Origin of the sequence: Mesorhizobium sp. LSJC269B00 (assembly GCF_000502815.1) — a bacterium.
Lineage (GTDB): Bacteria > Pseudomonadota > Alphaproteobacteria > Rhizobiales > Rhizobiaceae > Mesorhizobium.
The window spans coordinates 643,221-667,778 of the sequence record NZ_AYVN01000002.1; the positions used below are offsets into that span (position 1 = coordinate 643,221).

Consider the following 24,558-nt stretch of genomic DNA (forward strand, 5'->3'; position numbering starts at 1 on the left):
GCGGAGCAGTCCGCCGGACAATGCCCTATCGATCCGCCACCTGCCAGCGCGGATTGATCCAGGGTTCCTGGTTGGACGGCGCCAGTGGCGTGCGGCCGAGAATGTGGTCGGAGGCCTTCTCGCCGGTCATGATCGACGGCGCGTTGAGGTTGCCGTTGGTCACCCGCGGGAAGATCGAGGAGTCGGCGACGCGCAGGCCGTCGACGCCGATTACCCGGCACTCCGGATCGACCACGCTCATGATGTCGTCGGCGCGGCCCATCTTGCAGGTGCCGCACGGGTGGTAGGCACTCTCGGCATGATCGCGGATGAAGGCGTCGAGATCCTCGTCCGACTGGACGTGCGAACCCGGCGAGATTTCCTTGCCGCGAAAGCCGTCAAAAGCCTTCTGGCGGAAGATCTCGCGGGTCAGCCGGATGCAGTGGCGGAACTCGGTCCAGTCGTCTGGATGCGACATGTAGTTGAAGCGGATGACCGGCGTCGCTTTCGGGTCGGGAGAGCGCAGCGTCACCGAGCCGCGCGACTTCGACCGCATCGGCCCGACATGGGCCTGGAAGCCATGGGCCCTCGCCGCCGCCTTGCCGTCATAGCGCACCGCAGCCGGGATGAAGTGATACTGGATGTCGGGGTAGTCGACGCCGGCCTGCGAGCGCACGAAGGCCGCGGCCTCGAAATGGTTGGTGGCACCGAGGCCGGTCTTGAAGAACAGCCACTGCGCCCCGATCAGAGCCTTGGAGAATGGGTTGAGAACCGAATTCAGCGTGATCGGCTGGGTCGATTCCTGCTGGATGTAGAGCTCCATATGATCCTGCAGATTGCGGCCGACACCGGGCCGGTCGGCCACGACCTGGATGCCGTTCTCCTTGAGATGCGCGGCCGGGCCGATACCGGATAGCATCAGGATCTTGGGCGAATTGATCGATGATGCGGCAACGATCACCTCACGTCGCGCCTTAACGACCTGAATCTGTTTGTGAGCTTCGATCTCGACGCCGACAGCGCGCTGATTCTCGATGATCACACGACGGGCGAAGCCTTTGATCACGCTGACATTTTGCCGCTTGAGCGCCGGCTTCAGATAGGCTGATGCGGCCGACCAGCGGCGGCCGCCGCGTATGGTCTGCTCCATCGGCCCGAAGCCTTCCTGCTTCGAACCATTGTAGTCGTCGGTCAGTTCGAACCCGGCTTGGCGGCCGGCCTCGACAAAGGCGCCGTAGAGCGGATTCTTGCGCGGGCCACGCTGGACGTGCAGCGGGCCGCCGTGGCCGCGCCAGCCGTCCTCGCCCCCGTCACTGTCCTCCATGCGCTTGAAATAGGGCAGCACGTCGGCGAAGCCCCAGCCGGCCGCCCCCTGTTCGGCCCAGTGGTCGAAGTCGCGTGCGTGGCCCCTGACATAGACCATTCCGTTGATCGAGGACGAGCCGCCGATCACCTTGCCGCGTGGCGTCGCCAGCACGCGGCCGCCGAGATGCGGCTCCGGTTCGCTGGCAAAGCCCCAGTCGTAAAGGCTCATGTTGAGCGGGATCGACAGCGCCGACGGCATCTGGATCAGCGGCCCGATATCGGTACCGCCGAACTCGATGACGATCACCGAATGCTTGCCGTCTTCCGACAGTCGGTAGGCCATGGCCGAGCCGGCCGAGCCGGAGCCGATGATGACGAAGTCTGCTTCAAGCATGGTTCACATGCGCCCATCGTTCATATGCGAAATAAAATCGGCGAGCGAGACATTGCCGCCGGTAGCCATGACCAGGACCGTTTTACCCGTCACATCCACCTTGCCGCCGAGAAGCGCCGCCAGAGAGGCGGCGCCCGATGGCTCGAGCACCAGCTTCATCCGTTCGAAGGCGATCTTCATCGCTCGCCTAACCGATTGGTCGTCGACGGTGATGCCGCGCACGCCAGCGGTCTTGACCGCCGCGAACGGCGCGTCGCCCGGCCGCCGCGACATCAGCCCGTCGCAGATCGATTTCGGCGCGATCGGCATGGTCTCGATGGCGCCATGCGCTAGCGATGCACCCATGCCGTTGAAGCCTTCCGGCTCGACGCCGATGATCTCGGTTGCCGGCGACAGATAGTGGAAGGCGAGCGAGATGCCGCCGATCAGTCCGCCGCCGCCGACCGAGCAGAACAGAAGGTCGGCACTGGCGTCCTTTGCCTCGAATTGTTCGAGCGCTTCGAGCCCGGCGCCGGCCTGGCCGGCAACGATCTCCGGATCGTCGAATGGATGCAGCAACGCCAGCCCTTCGGTCTCGGCAATCTCGCAGGCCTTGGCGGCTGCGACCTCTTCACGGGCGCGCTCGCCATGATCGGTCAGCACGACGCGCGCGCCATAGCCTGTGGTCGCATCGCGCTTGGCGGCCGGCGCGTCGATCGGCATGACGATGGTGACGGGAATGCCGAGCGCCTGGCCGGCAGCCGCCAACCCTTGCGCGAAATTGCCGGAGGAGTAGGCGACGACGCCTTTTATGGCCTCATCCGGCGACAGCCGCTTCAACCGCCAATAGGCCCCGCGCACCTTGAACGAGCCGGCCCATTGCAGTGATTCCGGCTTGATAAAGACGCGGGCCGCACCCGTCTCCTTGGCCAAGGCTGTCGATTCCAGCAAAGGCGTGATCTGCGTCGCCTTCGACGTCACGGCATAGGCCTGTCTGAGGTGCTCGAGGGAGGGGACAATTGTCATCATTCGCCTCGCGGAAAGCGTTTCTGTTCCTCGAGATTGTCGAGGTTCATGTGGTTGCGCATGTAGCGTTCCGACGCCTTCTGCAGCGGTTGGAACTCCCAGGGGTAATGCGTGCCGTTGCGTAGCGCCGGATAGACCACCCAGCGCCGCGCCTGGCTGGTACGCACGGCGGCGTCGAAGGCGGCCATGTCCCAGCGCGCTCGTACGGCTCCCGTGAAGGCCGCCACCAGATCGGCATGCGTCGGATCGGTGGCAAGATTGGTGAGTTCTTGCGGATCGGCTTCGAGATCGAACAGAAGCGGCGGATCGATCTCGCAATGGATGAATTTATAGCGGCCGTCGCGGATCGCCACCAACGGCGCGTTGGAGCCTTCGGCGGCATACTCCATCAGAACTGGAGCATCGCGTTTCGTGCCCTCGAGCAGCGGCAGCAGCGACTGGCCGTCGGTCCACGGCGCGATCGCCGAGATGTCGATGCCGGCGAGATCGCACAATGTCGGCGTCACGTCGAGATTGGAAACCGGCGCGTCGATCAGCCCCGCGGCAACGCCCTTGCCGGCGATCATCAGCGGCACCCGTGCCGAGCCCTCGAAAAAGTTCATCTTGAACCACAGGCCGCGCTCGCCAAGCATATCGCCATGGTCGGAGCAGAACAGGATGACCGTGTCGTCCAGCATGCGCGTACGTTCCAGCACTGACATCAACTCGCCGACCTTGTCGTCGAGATAGGAGATGTTGGCGTAGTAGCCGCGCCGCGAGCGGCGGATCTGCTCCGGCGTGATGTTGAAACTGTCGTAGTCGCTGGCGCGGTAAAGCCGCTGCGAATGCGGGTCCTGATCGGCATAGGGGATGAATCCCACCTCCGGTTCGAGCGCCGGACAATCTTCATAGAGATCCCAATATTGCCGCCGTGCGACATAGGGGTCGTGCGGGTGGGTGAAGGAAACCGTCAGGCACCAGGGCCGGCTGGCCGCATCGTCGGAGGTGCGGGCAAGGTCGTAGAGTTTTTGCACCGCGTGGAAGGCGACCTCGTCGTCATACTCCATCTGGTTGGTGATCTCGGCGACGCCGGCGCCGGTCACCGAGCCCAGATTGTGATACCACCAGTCGATGCGTTCGCCGGGCTTGCGGTAGTCCGGCGTCCAGCCGAAATCGGCGGGATAGATATCGGTGGTCAACCGCTCTTCGAAACCATGCAACTGGTCGGGGCCGACGAAATGCATCTTGCCCGACAGGCAGGTGTAATAGCCGGCGGCGCGCAGATGGTGAGCATAGGTCGGAATTGAGGAGGCGAACTCAGCGGCGTTGTCGTAGACTTGGGTGCGCGACGGCAATTGGCCGCTCATGAAGGCGGCGCGCCCCGGCGCGCAAAGCGGCGAGGGCGTATAATTGTTCCGGAAACGTGCCGCGCGCGCGGCCAGCTCCTTGAGATGCGGCGCGTGCAGGAAGTCCGCCGGTCCGTTCGGAAACAGCGTGCCGTTGAGCTGATCGACCATGACGATCAGGATGTTGGGTCGCCTTTGTGTCACTGAGGCTGTCACTGTGTCTGTCGCCCGCCGAGTTTGGTTTCCAGATAGTCCTCGACCAGCGCGATCGCGGTTTGAGCATCCGGCACGCCGTCCTTCAGCGCGCGCCTGATGTACAGCCCGTCGATCATCGCCGCGACCGCTTCCGCCGCGCGGTCGGCTTCGTTGCGCGGCAGTATGCCGATCAGTCCGCTCATCAGGTTGGAATGCAGCCGCCGCGCATAGACCCTGAGCAGCCGGCGCAAGGCCGATGATTTCTGCGCCTCGACATAAAAGGCGAGCCAGGCCGCGATGGTTTCCGGCCGGAACTGGATGTCGGAGAAGTTGACGGCGACCACCGCCGAGACGCGTTCGCGCGGCGAGCCGGCGGATTGCAGGGCACGCCGCATGTCGATGGTCAGTTCGGCCAGAATGTGCCGCATTGTCGCCAGAAGGAGCTCGTCCTTGGCGCCGAAATAATGATGGGCGAGGGCTGAGGATACACCGGCACGTCCGGCGATCTCCGACATGGTCACATCAAGCGAGCCGCGCTCGCCGATCGCCGAGATCGTCGCGTCGATGAGCGCCTTGCGGCGCAACGGTTCCATTCCGACTTTCGGCATTGGGGAGATCCAGATCAAAACAGAGATTATTTTTTATTGACGGATCAATCAATAAAAAACTCGCGCTCGGATCAACCGATCATGTCGCTCTGGCCTATCCCTTGGACTGGAAAACAGTTCACTGTTGAACAATATTAGAGGCTAATGCCGCGCTTAGACATGTTAGGCTTGCGGCAAACGGAGGTTGCCATGACCGCATGCATCGTCGGATGGGCGCATTCTCGCTTCGGCAAGCTGGAAGGCGAGACGCTGGAAGGCCTGATCACCAAGGTCGCGGTCGACGCGCTCGACCATGCCGGCATCGGTCCGGACGAGGTCGACGAGATTGTGCTCGGCCATTTCAATGCCGGCTTTTCGCCGCAGGATTTTACCGCCAGCCTGGTGCTGCAGGCCGATGATCGGCTGCGCTTCAAGCCGGCGACCCNGGCGACCCGCGTCGAGAATGCCTGCGCCACCGGTTCGGCAGCGGTTCGCCAAGGCATCCGCGCCATCGACGCCAATGCCGCCCGCATCGTGCTGGTGGTCGGCGCCGAGCAGATGACGACGACGCCCGGACCCGAGATCGGCAAGAACCTGCTCAAGGCTTCCTATCTGCCGGAGGAGGGCGACACGCCGGCCGGCTTTGCCGGCGTCTTCGGCAAGATCGCACAGGCCTATTTCCAGCGTTATGGCGACCAGTCGGATGCGCTGGCGATGATCGCCGCCAAGAACCACAAGAACGGCGTCGACAATCCGTACGCGCAGATGCGCAAGGATTTCGGCTACGAATTCTGCCGCCAGGAAAGCGAGAAGAACCCCTTCGTCGCCGGTCCGCTGAAGCGCACCGACTGCTCCCTGGTTTCCGATGGCGCCGCCGCCCTTGTGCTGACCGACACCTCGACGGCGTTGAAGATGCGCCGCGCCGTCGCCTTCCGCGCCAACGAGCATGTCCAGGATTTCCTGCCGATGTCGAAGCGTGACATCCTGTCCTTCGAAGGCTGCGAGCAGGCCTGGAACCAGGCTTTGAAGAAGGCCGGCGTGACGCTCGACGACCTCTCCTTCGTCGAGACGCATGACTGCTTCACCATTGCCGAACTCATCGAATATGAGGCGATGGGCCTGGCCAAGCCGGGCGAGGGCGCCAGGCTGGCGCTGGACGGCACGACGGCAAAAGACGGCAGGCTCCCGGTCAATCCTTCGGGCGGGCTGAAGGCCAAGGGCCATCCGATCGGCGCCACCGGTGTGTCGATGCATGTGCTGACCGCCATGCAGTTGACCGGCGAAGCAGACGGCATCCAGGTGCCGGACGCAAAGCTTGGCGGCATCTTCAACATGGGTGGCGCTGCCGTCGCCAACTACGTTTCCATCCTCGACCGGATCAGGTAGAAGCGGCCCGTATATTTCGGGGTGGTGATGACAAATCCGGTTCTGGTCGAAGTCTTGCGCGGCGCGATCGTCGAGAGCGCCCATCGCGGCGCTGTCGCAATCTTCGACGGTGACGGCAAGCCTGTCCTGGAGATCGGCGATACGGCGCGGCCGGTGTTTCCGCGCTCGGCGGTCAAGGCGATCCAGGCGCTGCCGCTGGTTGAAACGGGTGCTGCCGATGCGTACGGCTTGGGCGACCGCGAACTGGCGCTGGCCTGCGCTTCGCATTCGGGCGAACCCGCGCATGTCGAACTGGCGCAGGCGATGCTGGCCAAGGCCGGGCTCGACAAGCCGGCGCTGGAATGCGGCGCGCATTGGCCGTCGAGCCACGACGCGACGATCGCACTGGCCCGCACAGGCGTCTCGCCGAACGCACTGCACAACAATTGCTCGGGCAAGCATTCCGGATTTCTCTGCACCTGCGTGCACTCAGGGATTGCCCACCAAGGCTACGTCAAGGCAGGCCATGGTTTGCAGGAGATGGTGCGCGACGCCATGCAGGCGGTGACCGGCGCTGCCCACGATGCGGATCACCGGGCAACCGATGGCTGCTCGATCCCCACCTATGCCGTGCCGCTGAAAAGTTTTGCCCTTGGCTTTGCCCGCATGGCGACGGGCAGGAGCTTTGGCCCTGAGCGCGCCAAGGCGGCCAAACGCCTGCTGTCTGCCTGTATGGCCGAGCCTTTCCTGGTCGCCGGCACCGGCAAAGTGGATGTGGCGCTGATGCAGGCCGCGCCCGGCCGCATATTCGTCAAGACGGGCGCCGAGGGTGTCTATTGCGCTGCCGTTCCGGAGCTTGGCCTCGGCATCGCGCTGAAATGTGATGACGGCGCCGGCCGCGCCGCCGAGGTGATGATTGCCACTGTGCTGGCAAAACTACTCAGCGCCGACGGCGCACTGGCGGCGAACCTTCTGGAGCGGGCCAATCCGCCGATCGAAAGCCGCATCGGCGCCAAGGTCGGCTCGCTGCGGCCGACGACGGCGCTCAGCTGACCCTGTTTCGCTCGACCGTCAGATGCGCATAGCCGCTTACGCTTGACCGCGCGAGGTCGCCGGTCGCCGGTTCGGCCCAGCGCTGGCCGATGATGGCGCCGTTCCTGGCGCCGTCGATGACGTTGTCGGAAATGATGGCGTTTCCAGCGCCTTCTACCACAGTGACGGCGATGCCGGTTCCGGCCTGACGGATGATGTTTCCCGTCGCCACAACATTGCGCATATAAGCGCCCCAGCCGATCTGCATGCCGTAGAGCGGCGCGTTCTCGATGACATTGCCCGAGACGGTGGTGTCGGCCTCGACGCTGATACCGACGCCGAAGCCCGGCGCGTCGGCGGGGTAGGGGCCGGTGGTCGAGAGGTTACGCACGATGTTGTTTGAGCAGACACCCATACGGCCGCCCTCGTCGAAATTGACGATCGAGATGCCGTTAGCGGCACCATCGACGATGTTGTTGCCGATGATGGCGCCTTCGAAGGAGAATTCGGAATAGAGCGCCGTTTCGCCCGACCGCGAGCAGGTGTTGCCGGTCATCTGCAGATTGCTGGAACTGTTGGCGCGGATCGCCGAGAAGGCGCAGTCCGAGACGATGTTGCCGGTGACCGAGACATTGCCGGCACGGAATGCGTTGATGCCATTGCCGTTCTGCCCGGTGCCGCCGCTGCGCGCGCCGATCCGCTGCACGCGGTTGCCGCTGACGATCGTGCCGTCCTCGGCCTGCTGCCAGCGATGGACAAGAATGCCGCCATTGCCACAGTCGGATACGGCATTATCGGATATCGCCAGGCCAGCGGCCTCGACGGAGTAGATGCCGGCGTCCGCAGCCCCCGAAATCTCGGAGCGCTCGACGCGGCCCGACGCATGCTCCAGCGCCAGCCCATGCTTGCAGCTGCCGGTGATCGTGCAATTGTCGATGACGAGATGGGCGACGCGGCGCAGGTCGAGCAGGCCTTGCGCATCGTCGGCCAGCCCGCCGTTGGCGTCGTCGAAGACCAATGCGGTGAATTCTATATGCTCGGCCTGTTCGGCCGTCAGCAAATGGCCATTGCCGCCATAGAGGATGCGCGAGGCGCCCGGCACGCCCGAAAGCCTGACGCGGGCGGGCAGGGTCAGGTTGGACACGACATAGGTGCCCGGCGGCAGGAACACCGGCGCATTGCGCTGGCTTGCCTCGGCTAGCATCCTGGCGAAGGCCCTGCTCTGGTCGTCCGGTGCGTCCGGCTCCACGCCAAGCTCGGCGGCATTGATCGAGCCAAGCGCTGCCGTCTTCGCCAAGGCGTTGTCCAACGAAAGGCCGAGCACCGCAAAGCCGACAGTCCCCTTGAGAAGCGTTCGTCTGTTCAACATCGGCACAGATCCCTGCGATGAAACGGTTCTTCGCAGGAATTGGGCCAGCCGCATAGGCTCCGCTCCGCCGTAGCCCGGTCAATGATCGGTCAGGCAACTGGCTTGTACAGTCGCCGAAGCGGGCCTAAGTTTATCCGATGAGCAGGGCTTTTACCCGCGAGGAAGACAGCGAAAACGCCATTGCCGGCATCGGCGAGCGGCCGATCAGCCAACACCGCAATCTGGTGACGGAGCGCGGCCTGGCGATGATCGAGGACAATCTGGCCGATCTGCGCGACATTTTGGCGAAAGCCGAGCGAAAAGCCGATCGCGAGCGCATTGCCGTCGTCTCGCGCGACCTGCGCTACTGGACAGCGCGCCGCGAAAGCGCCGAGCTTTCCGTGCCGGAACCGGGCAGCGACCAGGTGCGCTTCGGCATGGGTGTCACGCTGGAAAGCGATGACGGCAAGAAAGTGCACTGGAAGATCGTCGGCGAGGACGAGGCCGACCCCTCAAAGGGCAGCATCTCACACGTCTCGCCAATGGCCGTGGCGCTGTTCGGCAAGAAGGTCGGCGACGTCGCAAGCGTCAACGGCAAGGAATGGGAAATCGTCAAGCTGTCGGACGCCTGACGCCAGCTCACCCTATTTGCACAGCCAGCTTTCGCAACGCGGGCTCATACTTGTCCATGACATCGCGAGCAGCACGCATTTGCCGTTCGACGTCGTCACACGGCACCGGCCTTAGGATGATGCCGTCGTCGGTTTCGATGATCTGGAGTTCATCGCCCACTTGCAGGCTCAAGCTGTCGAGCGTTTCCCGCGGCAGGATTACAACGCCCGATCCGTCCTCAAGTCCGTGAATGATGGTGTTTGTTCATAGCTATACCATAGGTTGCGCCCGATATTGTAACGCAACTTTGATAAGCAGTGCAACTGTTTCAATCAGCCCGCCAGCAGCCGGTCCAGCAACCGATCCGCAGCCTCTGGAATAACCGTGCCTGGCGGGAAGATCTCCGCGGCGCCAGCTTCCAGCACCGCGTCATAGTCCTGCGGCGGGATGACGCCGCCGGCGACGATCAGCATGTCGGCGTGTCCGAGTTTCTTCAGCGCATCACGCAATTCGGGGATCAGTGTCAGGTGCCCCGCCGCCAGCGACGAGGCGCCGATGATATGGACGTCCTGCGCCACCGCCAGCCTGGCGATCTCCTCGGGTGTCTGGAACATCGCGCCGACCGTCACGTCGAAGCCGAGATCGGCGAAGGCCGTGGCGATCACCTTCTGGCCACGGTCGTGGCCGTCCTGTCCCATCTTGGCGACCAGGATGCGCGGCTTGCCGCCGGACTTCTTCTCGAAAGCTTCGAGCTTCTCCAGCAATCGGTTGACCGTCAGATTGTCGCCAAGCGCATTGCGATAAACGCCGGAGATCGTTTGCACCGAGGCGACGTGACGGCCAAACACCTTTTCGAGCGCCAGCGAGATCTCGCCGACCGTGGCATTGGCGCGCGCGGCGCGGATGGCAAATTCCAGCAGGTTTCCGTTACCCTGCGCAGCGCGGGTCAGCGCATCGAGCGCGCTCTCGACCGCGCCGACATTGCGCGTGCCTTTGAGGTTCTGCAGCTTCGACAACTGTCGGGCCCTGACCTCGGCATTGTCGATCTTCAGCACGTCGACCTCAATGTTGTTCTCGGGGCGATGCGCGTTTACGCCAACCAGTATCTGCTCGCCGGAATCGATACGCGCCTGCGTGCGCGCCGCCGCTTCCTCGATGCGCAGTTTTGGAATGCCCTGTTCGGTTGCCGCCGCCATGCCGCCAAGCGCCTCGACCTCTTCGATGTGGGCGAGCGCACGCGCCGCCAGATCATGCGTCAGCCGTTCAATATAGGCCGAGCCGCCCCACGGATCGATGATGCGGGTGGTGCCGGATTCCTTCTGCAGGATCAGCTGCGTGTTGCGGGCGATGCGCGCGGAGTGGTCGGTCGGCAGCGCCATCGCCTCGTCGAAGGAGTTGGTGTGCAGCGACTGGGTGTGTCCCTGCGTCGCCGCCATCGCCTCGATCATGGTGCGGGTGATGTTGTTGTAGGGGTCCTGCGCCGTCAGCGACCAGCCGGAGGTCTGGCAATGGGTGCGCAGCGACAGCGAGCGTTCGTCCTTCGGTGCAAAATTCTTCTGCATCAGGGTCGCCCACAACAGGCGCGCCGCGCGGAGCTTGGCGATCTCCATGAAGAAGTTCATGCCGATCGCCCAGAAGAAGGAAAGCCGCGGGGCGAAACGGTCGATATCAAGCCCGGCGGCGACGCCGGCGCGGGCATATTCGATGCCGTCGGCGATGGTGTAGGCGAGCTCCAGGTCCGCGGTCGCGCCGGCCTCCTGCATGTGATAGCCGGAGATCGAGATCGAATTGAACTTCGGCATGTGCTGGGAGGTATAGGAGAAGATGTCAGACACGATCCGCATCGAGGGCTTCGGCGGATAGATGTAGGTGTTGCGGACCATGAACTCCTTCAGAATGTCGTTCTGAATGGTGCCGGCGAGATCCTTCTGCGCAACTCCTTGTTCTTCGGCCGCAACGATATAGAGCGCCATGATCGGCAGCACCGCGCCGTTCATGGTCATCGACACCGTCATTTCGTCGAGCGGGATGCCGTCGAACAGCTGGCGCATGTCGAGGATGGAATCGATGGCCACGCCCGCCATGCCGACATCGCCTGATACGCGCGGATGGTCGCTGTCATAGCCGCGATGGGTGGGCAGATCGAAAGCGACCGAAAGGCCCTTTTGGCCGGCGGCGAGATTGCGCCGGTAGAAGGCGTTGGATTCCTCGGCCGTCGAGAAGCCGGCATATTGCCGGATCGTCCACGGCTGCTGGACATACATGGTCGGATAGGGACCGCGCACGAAGGGCGGCATTCCCGGATAGGTGTCGAGATGCGGCAGCCCCTTGAGATCGCCCTGGCCGTAGAGATGCTTGACGGCGATGCCTTCCGGCGTCAGCCGCTGGCCCTTGACCTCGACCGGCGCGCGCCGTGGCGCCGACCAGCCAATATGGCTGAAATCCGGGATCACTGTGCGGCTCCGATTGCCTGGTCGATGCGGACCGGAAACAGCGCCTCGCACACCGCCACGCCCTCTGTGAAAGGCGGCCGCCGCTCAGCCGCCAGCGTCTCGACCGGGGCATCGTTTTTCAGCGGGTAAAGCGTGGTGCCGATGATTACCCGTTCACCACTCCGATAAGCTTCGGCGCGGCGCGCGGACGCTGCCTTCACGCGCGACTGGATATGCCCTTGCTGCAGGCTTGCCAGAACGCCGCCTTCCGCTTCGATCCGCTGGAACTCTTCCCACGCCGCTTCGCACAGGCCCAGGGTCAGCGCCTCGACTGCGCCGGACCCCAAGGCTGGGTCGGCGACATGGTCGATATGGCTTTCATTGGCCATGATCAACTGCGCATTGCGGGCGATGCGGCGGGCAAAGCCGGCCGGCAGCCCGTGGGCGATGGTGTGTGGCAGGGTGGAGATCGAGTCCGCGCCGCCTGCTGCCGCTGCAAAGCTGGCGATGGTGGTGCGCAGGATGTTGGTTTCGGCATCCGCCGCCGTCATCATGCGGAACGACGTCTCGGCATGGATGTTGGCTGTCGATGCCGGGATGGAACAGGTTTCCTGGATGCGTGCCCACAGCCTGCGCAACGCCCGGACCTTGGCCATGGACAGGAACTGGTCCTGGTCGACGCTCAGCGCAAAGCCGATATGGGGAGCGGCATAGACAAGCGGCTGGCGCGCATCCTCGAACATCCTGAGGTAGGACACGGCGGAAGCGAGCATGGTGCCGAGTTCCTGCGCCTCCGTGGCGCCGGCATTGTGGAACACCCGCCCGTCTGCCTCCAGCAGCACACCCGGCACGCCCAGCGAGAAGAAATGCGCCAGCGATTGCGGCATCGATGCCTGCAACGCCTCGATCGACATGCGCAGCCGGCCGGTTCCGGCAAAGATTGCCGCCGGGTCGATGCCGAAGGAGAGGTTCAGCTTTGCCGGGTCGGAGCGGCGCTTGCTCAGGAACGCCACCAGCCAGTCGGCAACGGCACGGCTCCAGGGATGGGCGTCGATGCGGATCTGCGTGCGGTTTAGCGGTACGCCGTCCAGCACCGTCTCCAGCGCCTGCGCCGTCCTCGGCAGGCCATAGCCGAACGCATTCGGAGCACCCTCGAAGACAAGCGACAATCCCGTCGCGCCTTGTGCCACATCGTCCAGGGCCTGCGTCTTGGCGCGGCCGATATCGGGATCGTCAATGCGCTGGCTGACGATCCAGGGCAATTTGGGGTTGGCGCGCACAAGCGGCTCGGCGCCGCCGGCGCGATCGTAGAGCGGTTCGATGCGAATCTGATCGTCGGTATGCGAGACCAGTTTTTCCTCGAAGGAGGCGCCGGCGAGCGCCTTTTCGGCCAAGGCCAGCCAACGCTGGCGCTCGACGTCAGCGGGTTCGATGCTCCTGGTCAAGGCTCCGGCGCCCATCCATGTTCCTCGTTTTTATGCGGCCGCACCAGCGTCAGCCGTCCAGTCTACGGTTCCCTGCCAGATATCGCAATGCAATGCGCTTGCGCGATTGGGATTCGCTTCCCTGACATAGGGCAGCCTGCGTGGACGAACCATGGAACGATTGGCAAACAGCGGCAAAATCCGCAAGTTCCAAAAACCGATTTGGAGGATTGGTTCAATTTAGACGATTGGCCCAATCTGGATGAATAGCCAACTGGATGGATAGCCCAATTGGAGAATAGCATTGTCGCTGCGCAATGGCCTGACTATACCCTGCGGCACGGCCACAGGCTTTTAACACATCAGTTTGCGGAGACATGGTCATATGGCTGACGACACCAGCATTTTCCTCGGCGCCAGCCGCAAGCCCGACGACAGCTATCAGCGCGCCGAACAGCTCTTGCTGCAATATGGGAACCGCCATGGCCTGATCACCGGCGCCACCGGCACCGGCAAGACAGTCAGCCTGCAGATCCTGGCCGAGGGGTTTTCCAATGCCGGCGTGCCTGTGTTCTGCGCCGATATCAAGGGCGACCTGTCCGGCATTGCCATGATGGGCAAGGCGCAGGATTTCCTGGTCAAGCGGGCCGAGCAGGTCAAGCTCGACCCTTACGACTTCCAGGAATTCCCGGTCATCTTCTGGGACCTGTTCGGCGAGCAGGGCCATCCGATCCGCGCCACCGTCTCGGAAATGGGGCCGCTGCTTCTGTCGCGGCTGATGAACCTCTCCGAAGCGCAGGAAGGCATCATGAACATCGCCTTCCGCATCGCCGATGAGGATGGCCTGCTGCTGCTCGACATGAAGGATCTGCAGGCGCTGCTGGCCAACATCGCCGAGCGCGCCGACGAGATCAGCTCGCGCTACGGCAATGTCACCAAGCCGTCGGTCGGCGCAATCCAGCGCACGCTTCTGGTGCTGGAACAGCAGGGCGCGGCGCATTTCTTTGGGGAACCGGCCTTGCGCATCGCCGACATCATGCGCACCACCCGCGACGGCCGTGGCGCCATCAGCGTGCTTGCCGCCGACAGATTGATGATGAACCCCAGGCTCTACGGCACCTTCCTGCTCTGGCTGATGTCGGAGCTGTTCGAGGAATTGCCCGAGGTCGGTGATCCCGACAAGCCGAAGCTGGTGTTCTTCTTCGACGAGGCGCATCTGCTTTTCGACGAAGCGCCGAAGGTGCTGATCGACCGCGTCGAGCAGGTGGTTCGCTTGATCCGCTCGAAAGGCGTCGGCGTCTATTTCGTCACGCAGAACCCTTTGGATATCCCTGAAAAGGTTCTCGCCCAGCTCGGCAACCGTGTGCAGCACGCGCTGCGCGCCTATACGCCGCGTGAGCAGCAGGCGGTCAAGACCGCCGCCGACACTTTCCGGCCCAACCCGGATTTCGACTGCGCCACCGCCATCACCCAGCTCGGCACCGGCGAGGCGCTGGTCTCGACGCTGGAGGTCAAGGGCGTGCCGTCCATGGTGCAGCGGACATTGATCCGGCCGCCGTCGTCCAGGCTTGGCCCGATCACGGCGGACGAGCGCCGCAAGCTGATCGACCAGAGCCCGGTCGCCGGCCAGTACGACCAGACCATCGACCGCGAATCGGCCTTCGAGATGCTGCAGAAGAAAGCCAGGGATGCGCAGGACGAGCAGGCGCAGCAGGCCGACACTGGCCGCTCGCGCTGGACTATTCCGGGCTTCGGCAATGACGATCCGCCGCCGCCGCAATCAGGCGGTCGCCGCGCCCCGGCGCCGCGCCCGTCCAACCGCCAGACGGTGGCCGAAGCCGCGATCAAAGCGGTGGTGCGCTCGGTCGGCTCGTCGGTCGGCCGCGCGATCGTGCGCGGGATTCTGGGCAGCCTGTCCAGGGGGCGGTGAAAAGTGTCAGCCAGCCCGCCTCGGACATGATCAGCGGCCAGAACATCGCTATCGACGGCGGTTGGTGAGGGGTGGCCGGCCTCCTGGAACTGCGCGACGACCGCGCCCGTCTGGTCCTGGCGCCGCAAAAGGGCGCGGCGATCGCCCGCTTCGACGCACTGGTCTGCGGCGCAACGGTGCCGCTGCTTCGCTCTGACGATGGCACCGGCGCCTCCGGCTGCCAACTTCTGGTTCCTTGGTCGAACCGCATCTCAGGCGGCGGTTTCGCCTTCGACGGCCGCTTCCATGCGATCGAGCCGAACGTGCCGGGGGAGGCCTTTCCAATCCATGGCGACGGCTTCCAGAGGGAGTGGCGGATTGCCAGCCACAGCGCCACCGAGGCAGAACTGGTCCTCGACGCCGGTGAAATCGGCCCCTACCGATATACGGCGCGGGTCGCCTATGCGCTGCATGACGGGGCCTTGGATGCCACGCTCACGGTGGAGAATCGCACCGGCATTCGCCTGCCTTACGGGCTCGGCTTTCATCCGTGGTTCCCGCGCAGCGCCGGAACGACGCTCGAGGCGAAGGCGGCGCGGGTCTGGCTGGAGGACAAGCATCATCTGCCGGTCGGCGTGGCGCCGGTGGCCGATTACCCCGCGTGGAATTTCTCGAACGCCTCCCTGTTGCCGCGAAGCTGGGTCAACAACGCCTTCGACGGCTGGGACCGCCGCGCCAGGATCACCCGGCCCGAGGACAGGATCGCCATCTCGCTCACCGCCTCGCCATTGCTCGACGTCTTCATCCTCTATTCGCCGTCGCAGGATGCCGATTTCTTCTGCTTCGAGCCGGTGTCGCATACCGTCGATGCGCATCACGGCAAAGGGCTGACCCCGCTTGAGCACGGCGCTACACTGAGCGCAAACATGCGCCTCGATTGGCGTTCCGCTGCTTCGCTCTGATGCGTCATGTGCACACCCACTCGCGGATCTTGCATTTTTGTCCGTTCCGCTCGCAAGCCTGCAGTGTCAGGTCTTCGGCATCCCGGCGTGTTTGCGCCGTCTCGGCGCCCCAACTGGTCAGCCGCCCTTCCGGCTTCTCGCCTACGGCGAGGGCGCCGCAATGCTTGTAGGGAAAGCCGGTATTGTCGTCGTCATCCCAATGGCGATGATTGCGGAATACGCTGACCACGGCGCAGCTGCCGCCGCCGGCGTTCTGGCAATGCTTCAGCGCGATGTCCATCGCCTCCTGCCGCTTGTCGGCGCCCCAAAAGAAGCCGTGCTTCTCGTCGGGGCTCGAATAGGCGATCGCCGCCCAGATGCCTCTCTCCTCCTGGGCCGGCGGCTCGGGCACGTCCGCCGCCGGGGCTAGGTCCGCCGCGCCCAGCCGCCCGGCGCAAAGCAACAGCATGCCGATCGCCGCAATGGCGGAATTCACCCTCATTGTACGCCTCCTTGTTTTCCTGCTGCCGAGGCCACGGAAATGACGACGCAGCTGTTGCCGGTTGGCAGCAGCATCGCGTTGCCCCCTCCATTGGCGAGTTCATAGACGCTGATTTGTCCAAGATTGTTGGCGAGCTTGCTGTCTTTCGGAAGCAGGGCCGGAACATCGGCGCAATTGGCCGCGAATGGCGCCACCCTGACCATCGTACCTTCGCAAACGGATGCGGTGGGTGCTGCGAACACCAGGCCTGCCGCCGGGCCGCTGTAGCCCTGCGTGGCGTAGTTCATGCCGACCAGGGCTTCCACGAGGTGTTTGTCGGGGGCCTCGTTGTTCCAGATCGACTGGACGCTGTACGTCGTGCCGGTCGTCAGCATCTGCCCAAGGGCCGGGAAAATGTTGGAACAAGACTGCAAGCCTGCCTCTTTGGCATGCTGCAGAAACGGCGTTTCGGCCAGAGCCGGATTGGGCTGGTTGGTCTCCGCGACCGCCGGCTGCGGCAATAGATTGTGGAGCAGGTCGTAGCGCATGGCCGCGAAGCCGGCCGTGGCGACGACGGCAATGGCGAGCAACGAGAAGACAGCGGTCTTCGCCCGGTTTCGTTGCGGTCTGCTCCGGTCTTCGATGCCGACCCGGACAGCACCCTTTCCCTGGTTGCGGGACATTATCCGGTCATGGATCGATTGCTGGTTCATCGCGATTGCCTCGTCAATTGATCGCCGCAACGGCCGCGGCCAAGCCCTTGAGGGTTGCGGTTACGTTGATCGTTCTGCCATCCGTGGTCGGAAAGGAGATGACGGATGCCGCGGCCTTCGAAATCTGTTCGCGCATGATCGGACCAACCGGCAGCATGCCGACGCAGACGGCCTGATTGCATCCGTCGAGTTGAATTTTTATCGGCTCCTTGCGCCCCTCGAACGTCAGCGAGACAGGAGCGTCGCTCTTGGCGATCGGCGGGGCGCGCAAGATCATGTAGGGGTTGCCTTCCTTGGTGGCGGCAAGCGACCAGCTGAACGCAACCTGTCCTGCCTGGTCCTCGATGATCTGGGTGACATTGCAGACCTTTTGGCGCGCCTTCAGGTTCTCGTCGCAGATCAGCGTCCAGTTCTCGAACGGACGGGTGGTCCGTTGATATTCGCCAAGCTTCGCATCCGCAGGGATCGCTACGTCGGAAGGTTTTACCCTGTAGCCGGAAGGGATCGCTTCCTGCCCGGCCGCTAACGGGCCGGACAGGAGCATTGACGTCATGGATATCGCGACAGCAAGGACTGCCTGCCTGATCATGGCCGGGCTCTAGTTCAGCGTAAGGCTGACGCCCGCGCCGACACCCCAGTGTCCGCCTGCCGTCGTACCGGACAGGTTCGCTCGAACACGTCCTTCCTCGCTGGTGTAGCCGGCGCCGAAGGCCAGGGCGCCTTCACCGCGCCAATAGCCTCCGCCGGCGGCCACGCTCAGCTTGCCGGGACGATCGTCGTAGCGCAGCGAGCCGGCCGCCAAGCCGATTGCCGCAGCCTGGCGCGCCTCGCCCCTGACCTCTCCCATGTCCATGTTGAGCTGGCTGAGTTTGGAGTCCGCATACGCATTGGCTTGCTGCAGCGTGGTGGCCGCCACCTGGTTGGTGTAGTTCTTCGAATTGTCCAGGTTGAGTGCTAACCCGCTGTTGAACTGCTGAACATTGACCGCATCGGTGTTGGCAACGCCCGGCCCGACATTGTGGATGACCACCGGCGTGTTCGGGTCGCCGCCGGCAAGGGTAATCGAGTTGGACTTGTTGCCGTTCCCGTCCTTGTCGTACTGGACGGCGAACTGGTTGAGGTCGCCGACGCTACCCTGCATGGCTTCGACCGCCTGGTTGGTGGCGAAGAGCTGGCTGCCGTTGATGGCGTCGGTGGAGGTGCCGCTGATCCGGCCCGCCGCGACATTGGTGACGGTGCGCTCGTTGCCGACGGTGCCGACGCTGACCGTGCTCGTCGGAGTTGTTCCGGCGAAGGTATAGGCAACGCCGTTGATCGTGGTGCCGGTGGTGGCGACCGCCGCCGCCGTCGTCGAGCCCGCGCCGAGCGCGACGCTGCCCGGCTCGTTGGCCTTTGCGCCGGCGCCGAGCGCCACCGCCTGCGCTCCGTTGGTGGTCGCGTTGGTGCCGAGGGCGATGCTGTCGGCCTGGTTGACCGTCGAATTCTGGCCGATCGCAATGCCTCCCGGCGCCGTCTGCTGCACGATGGCGCCATTGCCGATGCCGATGCCGTTGTCGCCATTGACGGTGGTGCGCGGACCGACCGCAACTGAATCGACGCCGACCGCAAGCGAATCCGCGGCCGTCGAATTGGCGTGGAAGTACAGGCTCCCCGTCACCGCGAACGAGCTCAGCGCGCCCTTCAACTGGCGAAGCGTGACCGCGTCCTGGTCCTGCGTGCCGTCGGCCACGTTGATGATCTGGCGATAGGAGGTGGAGGTGCCGACCGAGACGGCGCCGAGCAGGCTCATGTCCGCGGTGTTGTAGGGAATGAGGCCGGTGCCGGAGAGGATCGATCCCGAGACGGGCGCGACCGCCCGGTCCGAAACCGAGCCGGCGCCGAGCGCCACGCCGCCGATGACGCTGGCCTGGGTGTCGCGGCCGAGCGCCAGCGCATTGTCGGCGCTCGCGGTCGCCTGGTAGCCGAGGGCGGACGAGCCGATCCCTTGCGCGAAGGAGTCCGCGACGGCGAGCGTCCGGTCGTTGGTGCGCACATAGCGTATGCCGTCGCCATTGGCGTCGGTGTAGGCCAGCGAGGTGTCGCCGGTAATGTTGCTGATCGAATTGCCGAGATTGGTGATGTCAGCCGTGTTGGCGGCAATGTCGGTCGTGTTCTGCGTCACCTGCTGGTTGGTCGCAAACAGCTGCGAACCATTGACCGCGTCGGTCGAGGAGCCGCTCANTCGTGTTCTGCGTCACCTGCTGGTTGGTCGCAAACAGCTGCGAACCATTGACCGCGTCGGTCGAGGAGCCGCTCAACTGCCCGGCCGCGACATTCTGGATCTGGCGTTCCGCGCCCACCGAGCCGACCGAAAACGCTCCCGCCGGCGTGGTTCCGGCGAAGGTGTAGGCAACGCCGCCGATCGTGGTGCCGCCGACCGCCGTCGTCACGGTCGACACCGCATTCGCGCCGATCGCCACGTCGCCGGCATTGTTGGCCACGGCATTCGGGCCGATGGCAACGGAATCCGTCCCCAGCGCCTGCGAATCCGCCAGCGTCGAATTGGCGTGGAAATACTTGATGCCGCCGCCGGTGCTGATGCTGTTGATCGTGTTGCCGAGATTGNCGTCGAATTGGCGTGGAAATACTTGATGCCGCCGCCGGTGCTGATGCTGTTGATCGTGTTGCCGAGATTGGTGATGTCGGCGGTGTTGGCGGCGATCGCCGTGGTGTTCTGCGTCACCTGCTGGTTGGTGGCGAAGAGCTGCGAGCCGTTGATCGCGTCGGTCGACGAATTGCTGAGCCGCCCCGCCGCGACATTGGTGATGGTCCGCTCCGCGCCGACCGTGCCGATGCTGACGGTGCTCGCCGGCGTCGTGCCGGCGAAGTTGTAGGCGACGCCGCCGATCGTCGTGCCGGCGGTGCCGACCGCCGCTGCGGTCACCGAGCCCGAACCCAGCGCCACGTCACCTACGTTGCTGGCAGCAGAGCCGGCGCCCAGCGCGATCGCGTTCTGGGCGGCGGCATTCGCGCCTACGCCGAGAGCGGTTGCCTGAAAGCCGGTCGCAAACGCGTTCTGTCCGATCGCGGTGCTGGACGTGGCAGTAGCATTGGCGTTGGCGCCGACGGCGGTGCTGTATTGGCCCGAGGCCTTGGAGATGTATCCCATCGCCGTTGCGTCAAGCGCCGATGCGACGGCGCCGCTGCCGAAGGCCGAGGCGTTGGCGTCGGAGGCGCTCGAATTGGTGCCGGCCGCGATGGCGTTTGTCCCCGTCGCGGTCGCGACTGGTCCGATAGCAACGGAGTCCGTGCCCGTTGCGGACGAGTCCGCCGCCGTCGAATTGGCGTGGAAATACTTGATGCCGCCGCCGGTGCTGATGCTGTTGATCGTGTTGCCGAGATTGGTGATGTCGGCGGTGTTGGCGGCGATGGCNGATGCCGCCGCCGGTGCTGATGCTGTTGATCGTGTTGCCGAGATTGGTGATGTCGGCGGTGTTGGCGGCGATGGCCGTCGTGTTCTGCGTCACCTGCTGGTTGGTGGCGAAGAGCTGCGAGCCATTGATGGCGTCGGTCGACGAGTTGCTGAGCCGGCCCGCCGCGACATTGGTGATGGTCCGCTCCGCGCCGAGCGCGCCGACGCTGACAGTGCTCGTCGGCGTCGTGCCGGCGAAGCTGTAGGCCGTGCCGCCGATCGTCGCGCCGCTGGTGCCGACCGCCGTCGCGGTCACCGAGCCCGAACCGAGCGCTACGTCGCCGGAGCTTGCCGTCGCCGTCGCGCCGTTGCCCAGCGCGACATTGCCGGCAAGGCCGGCTGCACCCGCCGTCGAGCCATTGCCCAGCGCCACGGAGCCTTGCCCGACGGCCTTGTTGTTGTTGCCGATGGCAACCGCGCCTGCGGCCTGGTTTGCGGCTGTGGCGGTTGCCGTGCCGTCGCTGTTGGCGATGTTGTTGGCGCCGCCGGTGAAGGCGCCGGTGCCGCTGGCATAGCTCGGATCGCCGATGGAGACCGCGCCGTTGCCGTAAGCCGTGTTGCCGGCGCCAATGGCGACAGCCTTGCCGCCCGTGGCCGTCGCGGCCGTGCCGATGGCAACCGCGTCGGCGGAATTGGCGACCGCCGCATTACCGATCGCCACGGCGTTGGTGGCACTGGCCTTGGAGCCGATGCCGAGCGCGGTGCTGGCAATCCCGCTAGCGGCGGCGCTGACACCGGCGGCAAGAGAATTGTCTCCCGTCGCATTCGCGCCGGACCCGAATGAGGAGGCGTTCGCGCCGCTGGCGACAGCCGTGTTGCCGATCGCTGTGCTGGCGGAGCCACTCGCAACCGAGGTAGCACCCATCGCCGTGGCGAAAGCGCCCGAAGAGAGCGAATTGGTACCGATCGCGATGCTGTTGGGCACAGCCGTGTTGGCCTGAACGCCCGCCTGCGCGCCCGTGCCGAATGCGATGGACTGGTTGCCCCATGCACTGGCTCCTCTACCCACCGCTGCGGCGTTCGTTCCCGTTGCTTTGGTCAGGACGCCAATGGCAAGGGCGTTTTGCTGATTTGCTGTGACATCCGTGCCAAGGGCGATGGCGCCTTGGGCCAAGGCCCCTGACCCCGCAACGGTGCGCGCGCCGATATTGATAGAGTTGATATCGGACGCGACCGACTGGAAGCCTATCGCGATGGCGTTTTGACTGCCTGCATTGGCGTTGGTACCTTGGGCAAGGGAATCGATTCCGCTCTGGGTTGCTTGATATCCAAGCGCCATACCGCGCAGGCCACTAGCACTGGACTGATAGCCCATGGCGTATGCGTATTGGGCGCTGGCTACCGACCCGTAGCCAGTGGCGAACGCATAATTGTTGCTGGCCGTGGCGCCGACACCGACCGCGGTGGAGTTCGATCCCGAAGCGTGGGAGTTTGTGCCCAGTGCGCTGGCCCCGGCCGCAGTGGCGTCGGACTGAACGCCAATGGCTACAGTATTGATGTTGTTTGAAATCGCGCCGCCGCCGATCGCCACCGCGCCGCCGGTGCCTGTGGCCTGCGCATCCTGGCCGATTGCCACTGCGTATTGCGTTGACCCGACAGACCGGGTCCCGATCGCAACAGCATTGAGCTGAGAGGCCGTCGCGGCCGGGCCGATAGCGACTGAGCCACTGGCGGTCGCGGTGCCGCCGCCGGCGGCATACTGCGCGGACGCCGGGGTGGCGATGCTCCCGAATGCGATTGCACCCAGCGCCGCTGCCGCAATTCTGCCGCTGCCCAGCGTGCCAAGCCCCAGACATTTGCGTCGCATGCCGAGCACGCGGCACGCGTTGCGCAGCACCGCCATCAGGCGGCGCCGCACCGAGCGGCTGTCGGCCGCGCCCGCGATCAGTTTCCGACAAAGCTTGAAGAAAGTTCGATCCTTCTCCGCCCCTCGACGCGTTTGGTCATGCTAGTTTTTCCTCGCAATTGCCGAGGCGCTCTGATGTGCCGCACCATTCGCCTCGGTGGCCAAAAAATCTTCGAAATTGCGCGTCTTCTCTCGCAACGAGAGACCGACCTTCGCGCCTTGTTTTTCAATCAGCTGATAGGCGCTCGCGACCCATGGCTGCGTCGGTTCTGGAACCGTATGCAGTGCAGCCTCCGTCCGTTCCGGCGGCAGGCTTACCGCCACCAGCGCGCGGCAGAGATCGAAATGAAATCCCGGATCGCCTTCACCACAAGCCGGAGAGGTCAGTCCAAGCACGAAACAGGCCAGGAGATGGTCGAGTTCCGCAGCGCTGATCCGGCTGGCGTATTGGCGTTGCAGTGCAGCCCAGGCCGCTTCGGCCTTCGGCGCGAAGACCTCGATTTCCGCGAATTGAATGTCCATGGGACAATCCGACATGCTGTATCATCTGGTTGCTCCCCCGCCCCAAATGACTTCCATCGCGACCATGAGCACATTCGCGGTGCAGGTATTTTGGAATAATCCGGAATCTTTGTAGGAAAATCCGGTATTTGGTCCCTGCGCGACAACTGTGACTGCTCTGCCACACAACCTTCGACTATACTGAAGATCAATCGAGGTATCGCCGCGGACAATCATGCGCGCCTCAACAGTCGTTAACGTTGCAGCTTCACCTGCCTGGGGGTTCTGTTCCGGTATCTGGACATGGTGACTGTCAAGTGGCTCTGGTCCGAGAATCCACTGAGATGAGCGACTTCCGCAATCGACAGGTCGCTCTCGATGAGAAGTTTTTCGGCGAAATCGAGACGCAGCCGCAGCAGGTATTTGTGCGGCGGCTCGCCAAAGGTCTTGGTGAATGCCAGGATGAAATGGCTCGGCGAAAGGCCACAGAGTGCGGCCAGCTCGGCCACCGCGATCTTGCTGGAAAAATTTAGCTCCAGGAATTCGCGCACCCGCCGGGCGCTGCGGTTCGACAGACCGCCCTTTGGGGCTTGTGGCAACTTTCGCGCTCCTGCGTAGTTCCGAAGCAAATGGACGCCGAACATGGTGACCAACGAATCGACATAGAACTCGTTTGGAGTTTCCCGATCCGTCAGTTCCGCCTTCAGCAACTGCGCGAGTTGCAGCGCCTGGAAGTCGACGGTCCCGAACGGCGGCGGTTGAAGCTCGGCATGGCCGGTGTCGAATTCACGCGTTGCCAGCTCGAAGAGACTCTCGGGGGTGAGCGCCACGATTGCGCTTTCCGTGGTGGATGACCGGGTCACCTTGCCGCCGAGATCGGCTGGGACGATCATGATCATACCGACGTCGCCGTCGTATTCGTGGACTTTGTCGCTGCCCAGCGATGCCGCAATCCCTGGTGAGGGCGTAAGCAGAACCGAAGCGAAATGTTCCGCCGCTTTGAATGTGTGTGATCCCGGCCCATGAACGACATGAGCCGCGCCGCCTCGAAACGTGACCAGGTAGCGCCCCGCGCTTTCCGGTATTCCGTCGAAGATGCGACGATCCGCGCGCCGCCGCTCTGTCCCGGCGCTTTCCTGGACGTTGCCTCTATGTTGCATCTTCGTCTCTGCCACTGCTGCGCCGATCAATCCAATCCTGTGCTGTATCGAGGCGCCCAGAATTCACGTTTGCTCCTGGGCGTTCCTTCGAATCCTACAGATGCTGCTATATATTGCAAAGAAGAATTTGAGCTCATATGAAAATTTTACCAGGATTTTGACTATAAATTTACAGGTTTGAATTTTAGCCAAGGCTACCTGACTATTTTCCGACCTTATCTTACCATTTTTGCCTAGTTATTGTGCATAGTGTGCCGTCACAATCCAGAGTTGTATTCCGAATATAGATCGCGCGGCCATTGACAGAGCTGGTCGACTATCTGTCATTGCCACGGACGATCCAGCAGCAGTTATCGCCCGAACCATGGCTTCTTTCCCTTGTGCTTCTTCATGGCGGTGGCCAAATGGCCTTGATCCGAAAATCCCGCGAGGTAAGCGACTTCGGCGATGGCGACCCTCCGGGAGCGATCCAGGGCTGCGGACAGAGCATATCCCGCTCCCCCGCATGGTTGCTCTTCTGGGATTGGCATTTTCGGGGATTGTGTCGAGGGCG

The 24,558-nt window shown here is 63.9% G+C and carries 22 protein-coding genes; 5 read left to right on the top strand and 17 right to left on the bottom strand.

Features of this window, described 5'->3' with window-relative positions; genetic code table 11:
- Positions 1-25: 25 nt before the first annotated feature.
- Genes betA through betI form a run of 4 tightly spaced genes read right to left on the bottom strand, consistent with a single transcriptional unit; the run spans position 26 to position 4,811 of the window.
- Positions 26-1,678 carry a choline dehydrogenase gene (gene betA, locus X771_RS157465; protein WP_023687207.1) on the bottom strand — a complete coding sequence of 551 codons (1,653 nt, stop codon included), beginning with the start codon at positions 1,676-1,678 and terminating at the stop codon, positions 26-28.
- Between the two features lie 3 nt (positions 1,679-1,681).
- Entirely contained in the window at positions 1,682-2,686 is a 1,005-nt protein-coding gene (locus X771_RS157460; RefSeq protein WP_023687208.1) for a threonine/serine dehydratase, read from the bottom strand.
- Positions 2,683-4,212 carry a choline-sulfatase gene (gene betC, locus X771_RS157455; protein ID WP_023687209.1) on the bottom strand — a complete coding sequence of 510 codons (1,530 nt, stop codon included), beginning with the start codon at positions 4,210-4,212 and terminating at the stop codon, positions 2,683-2,685. Before betC ends, X771_RS157460 begins: the two co-directional genes overlap by 4 nt.
- 8 nt (positions 4,213-4,220) lie before the next feature.
- Positions 4,221-4,811 carry a transcriptional regulator BetI gene (betI, locus tag X771_RS157450; protein ID WP_023687210.1) on the bottom strand — a complete coding sequence of 197 codons (591 nt, stop codon included), beginning with the start codon at positions 4,809-4,811 and terminating at the stop codon, positions 4,221-4,223.
- A gap of 189 nt (positions 4,812-5,000) precedes the next feature.
- Here betI and X771_RS157445 point away from each other — a divergent pair, with 189 nt between their 5' ends.
- Both X771_RS157445 and X771_RS157440 read left to right on the top strand, forming a co-directional pair.
- A complete protein-coding gene (locus tag X771_RS157445) occupies positions 5,001-6,176 on the top strand; it encodes an acetyl-CoA acetyltransferase (protein ID WP_023687211.1) in 1,176 nt (391 codons plus the stop codon).
- Between the two features lie 27 nt (positions 6,177-6,203).
- Complete coding sequence (locus X771_RS157440) at positions 6,204-7,208, top strand: asparaginase (RefSeq protein WP_023687212.1); 1,005 nt, start codon at positions 6,204-6,206, stop codon at positions 7,206-7,208.
- Here the strand turns inward: X771_RS157440 and X771_RS157435 are convergent.
- A complete protein-coding gene (locus tag X771_RS157435) occupies positions 7,201-8,556 on the bottom strand; it encodes a TIGR03808 family TAT-translocated repetitive protein (protein ID WP_023687213.1) in 1,356 nt (451 codons plus the stop codon). The two genes, X771_RS157440 and X771_RS157435, sit on opposite strands and share 8 nt — an antisense overlap.
- A 137-nt stretch (positions 8,557-8,693) precedes the next feature.
- Here X771_RS157435 and greA point away from each other — a divergent pair, with 137 nt between their 5' ends.
- The gene (gene greA, locus X771_RS157430) at positions 8,694-9,167 is read left to right on the top strand and encodes a transcription elongation factor GreA (protein ID WP_023670749.1); all 474 of its coding nucleotides are present in this window, start codon (positions 8,694-8,696) and stop codon (positions 9,165-9,167) included.
- Between the two features lie 7 nt (positions 9,168-9,174).
- Here the strand turns inward: greA and X771_RS0133505 are convergent, their stop codons facing one another.
- The 3 genes from X771_RS0133505 to X771_RS157420 all read right to left on the bottom strand — a co-directional run bounded on the left by X771_RS0133505 (position 9,175) and on the right by X771_RS157420 (position 13,039).
- Complete coding sequence (locus X771_RS0133505; RefSeq protein WP_031202481.1) at positions 9,175-9,402, bottom strand: AbrB/MazE/SpoVT family DNA-binding domain-containing protein; 228 nt, start codon at positions 9,400-9,402, stop codon at positions 9,175-9,177.
- 77 nt (positions 9,403-9,479) lie between these two features.
- Positions 9,480-11,600, bottom strand: coding sequence for a methylmalonyl-CoA mutase (gene scpA / locus X771_RS157425; protein ID WP_023687215.1), 2,121 nt, complete (start codon positions 11,598-11,600; stop codon positions 9,480-9,482).
- Positions 11,597-13,039, bottom strand: coding sequence for a methylmalonyl-CoA mutase subunit beta (locus X771_RS157420; protein WP_023687216.1), 1,443 nt, complete (start codon positions 13,037-13,039; stop codon positions 11,597-11,599). Before X771_RS157420 ends, scpA begins: the two co-directional genes overlap by 4 nt.
- 349 nt (positions 13,040-13,388) lie before the next feature.
- Here X771_RS157420 and X771_RS157415 point away from each other — a divergent pair, with 349 nt between their 5' ends.
- Both X771_RS157415 and X771_RS157410 read left to right on the top strand, forming a co-directional pair.
- Positions 13,389-14,933, top strand: a complete 1,545-nt coding sequence (locus X771_RS157415; protein WP_023687217.1) for a helicase HerA-like C-terminal domain-containing protein — start codon at positions 13,389-13,391, stop codon at positions 14,931-14,933.
- A gap of 71 nt (positions 14,934-15,004) precedes the next feature.
- Complete coding sequence (locus X771_RS157410; protein WP_023687218.1) at positions 15,005-15,874, top strand: aldose 1-epimerase; 870 nt, start codon at positions 15,005-15,007, stop codon at positions 15,872-15,874.
- A 4-nt stretch (positions 15,875-15,878) separates the two neighbouring features.
- Here X771_RS157410 and X771_RS157405 read toward each other — a convergent pair whose 3' ends face one another.
- From X771_RS157405 to X771_RS157385, 9 genes are all read right to left on the bottom strand, one after another.
- Positions 15,879-16,355, bottom strand: coding sequence for a DUF4189 domain-containing protein (locus tag X771_RS157405; protein ID WP_023687219.1), 477 nt, complete (start codon positions 16,353-16,355; stop codon positions 15,879-15,881).
- Complete coding sequence (locus tag X771_RS157400; protein WP_023687220.1) at positions 16,352-17,047, bottom strand: hypothetical protein; 696 nt, start codon at positions 17,045-17,047, stop codon at positions 16,352-16,354. The genes X771_RS157405 and X771_RS157400 overlap by 4 nt, the downstream gene beginning before the upstream one ends.
- 13 nt (positions 17,048-17,060) lie before the next feature.
- Positions 17,061-17,636: an invasion associated locus B family protein gene (locus tag X771_RS157395; protein WP_023670757.1), complete on the bottom strand. Its 576-nt coding sequence runs from the start codon at positions 17,634-17,636 to the stop codon at positions 17,061-17,063.
- Positions 17,637-17,645: 9 nt separating this feature from the next.
- Positions 17,646-19,268: a YadA-like family protein gene (locus tag X771_RS1000000167955; RefSeq protein WP_198025815.1), complete on the bottom strand. Its 1,623-nt coding sequence runs from the start codon at positions 19,266-19,268 to the stop codon at positions 17,646-17,648.
- Entirely contained in the window at positions 19,168-19,581 is a 414-nt protein-coding gene (locus X771_RS1000000169100; protein WP_348625470.1) for a hypothetical protein, read from the bottom strand. Before X771_RS1000000169100 ends, X771_RS1000000167955 begins: the two co-directional genes overlap by 101 nt.
- Positions 19,473-20,321, bottom strand: a complete 849-nt coding sequence (locus tag X771_RS1000000169105) for a hypothetical protein (RefSeq protein ID WP_348625471.1) — start codon at positions 20,319-20,321, stop codon at positions 19,473-19,475. The genes X771_RS1000000169100 and X771_RS1000000169105 overlap by 109 nt, the downstream gene beginning before the upstream one ends.
- Entirely contained in the window at positions 20,206-22,341 is a 2,136-nt protein-coding gene (locus X771_RS1000000167970) for a hypothetical protein (RefSeq protein WP_156935971.1), read from the bottom strand. Before X771_RS1000000167970 ends, X771_RS1000000169105 begins: the two co-directional genes overlap by 116 nt.
- Before the next feature lie 105 nt (positions 22,342-22,446).
- Positions 22,447-22,866 (bottom strand): hypothetical protein, encoded by a 420-nt coding sequence (locus tag X771_RS157390; RefSeq protein ID WP_023687221.1) that lies wholly within the window; start codon positions 22,864-22,866, stop codon positions 22,447-22,449.
- A gap of 233 nt (positions 22,867-23,099) precedes the next feature.
- Positions 23,100-24,035, bottom strand: a complete 936-nt coding sequence (locus X771_RS157385) for an AraC family transcriptional regulator (protein ID WP_348625468.1) — start codon at positions 24,033-24,035, stop codon at positions 23,100-23,102.
- Between the last annotated feature and the right edge of the window lie 523 nt (positions 24,036-24,558).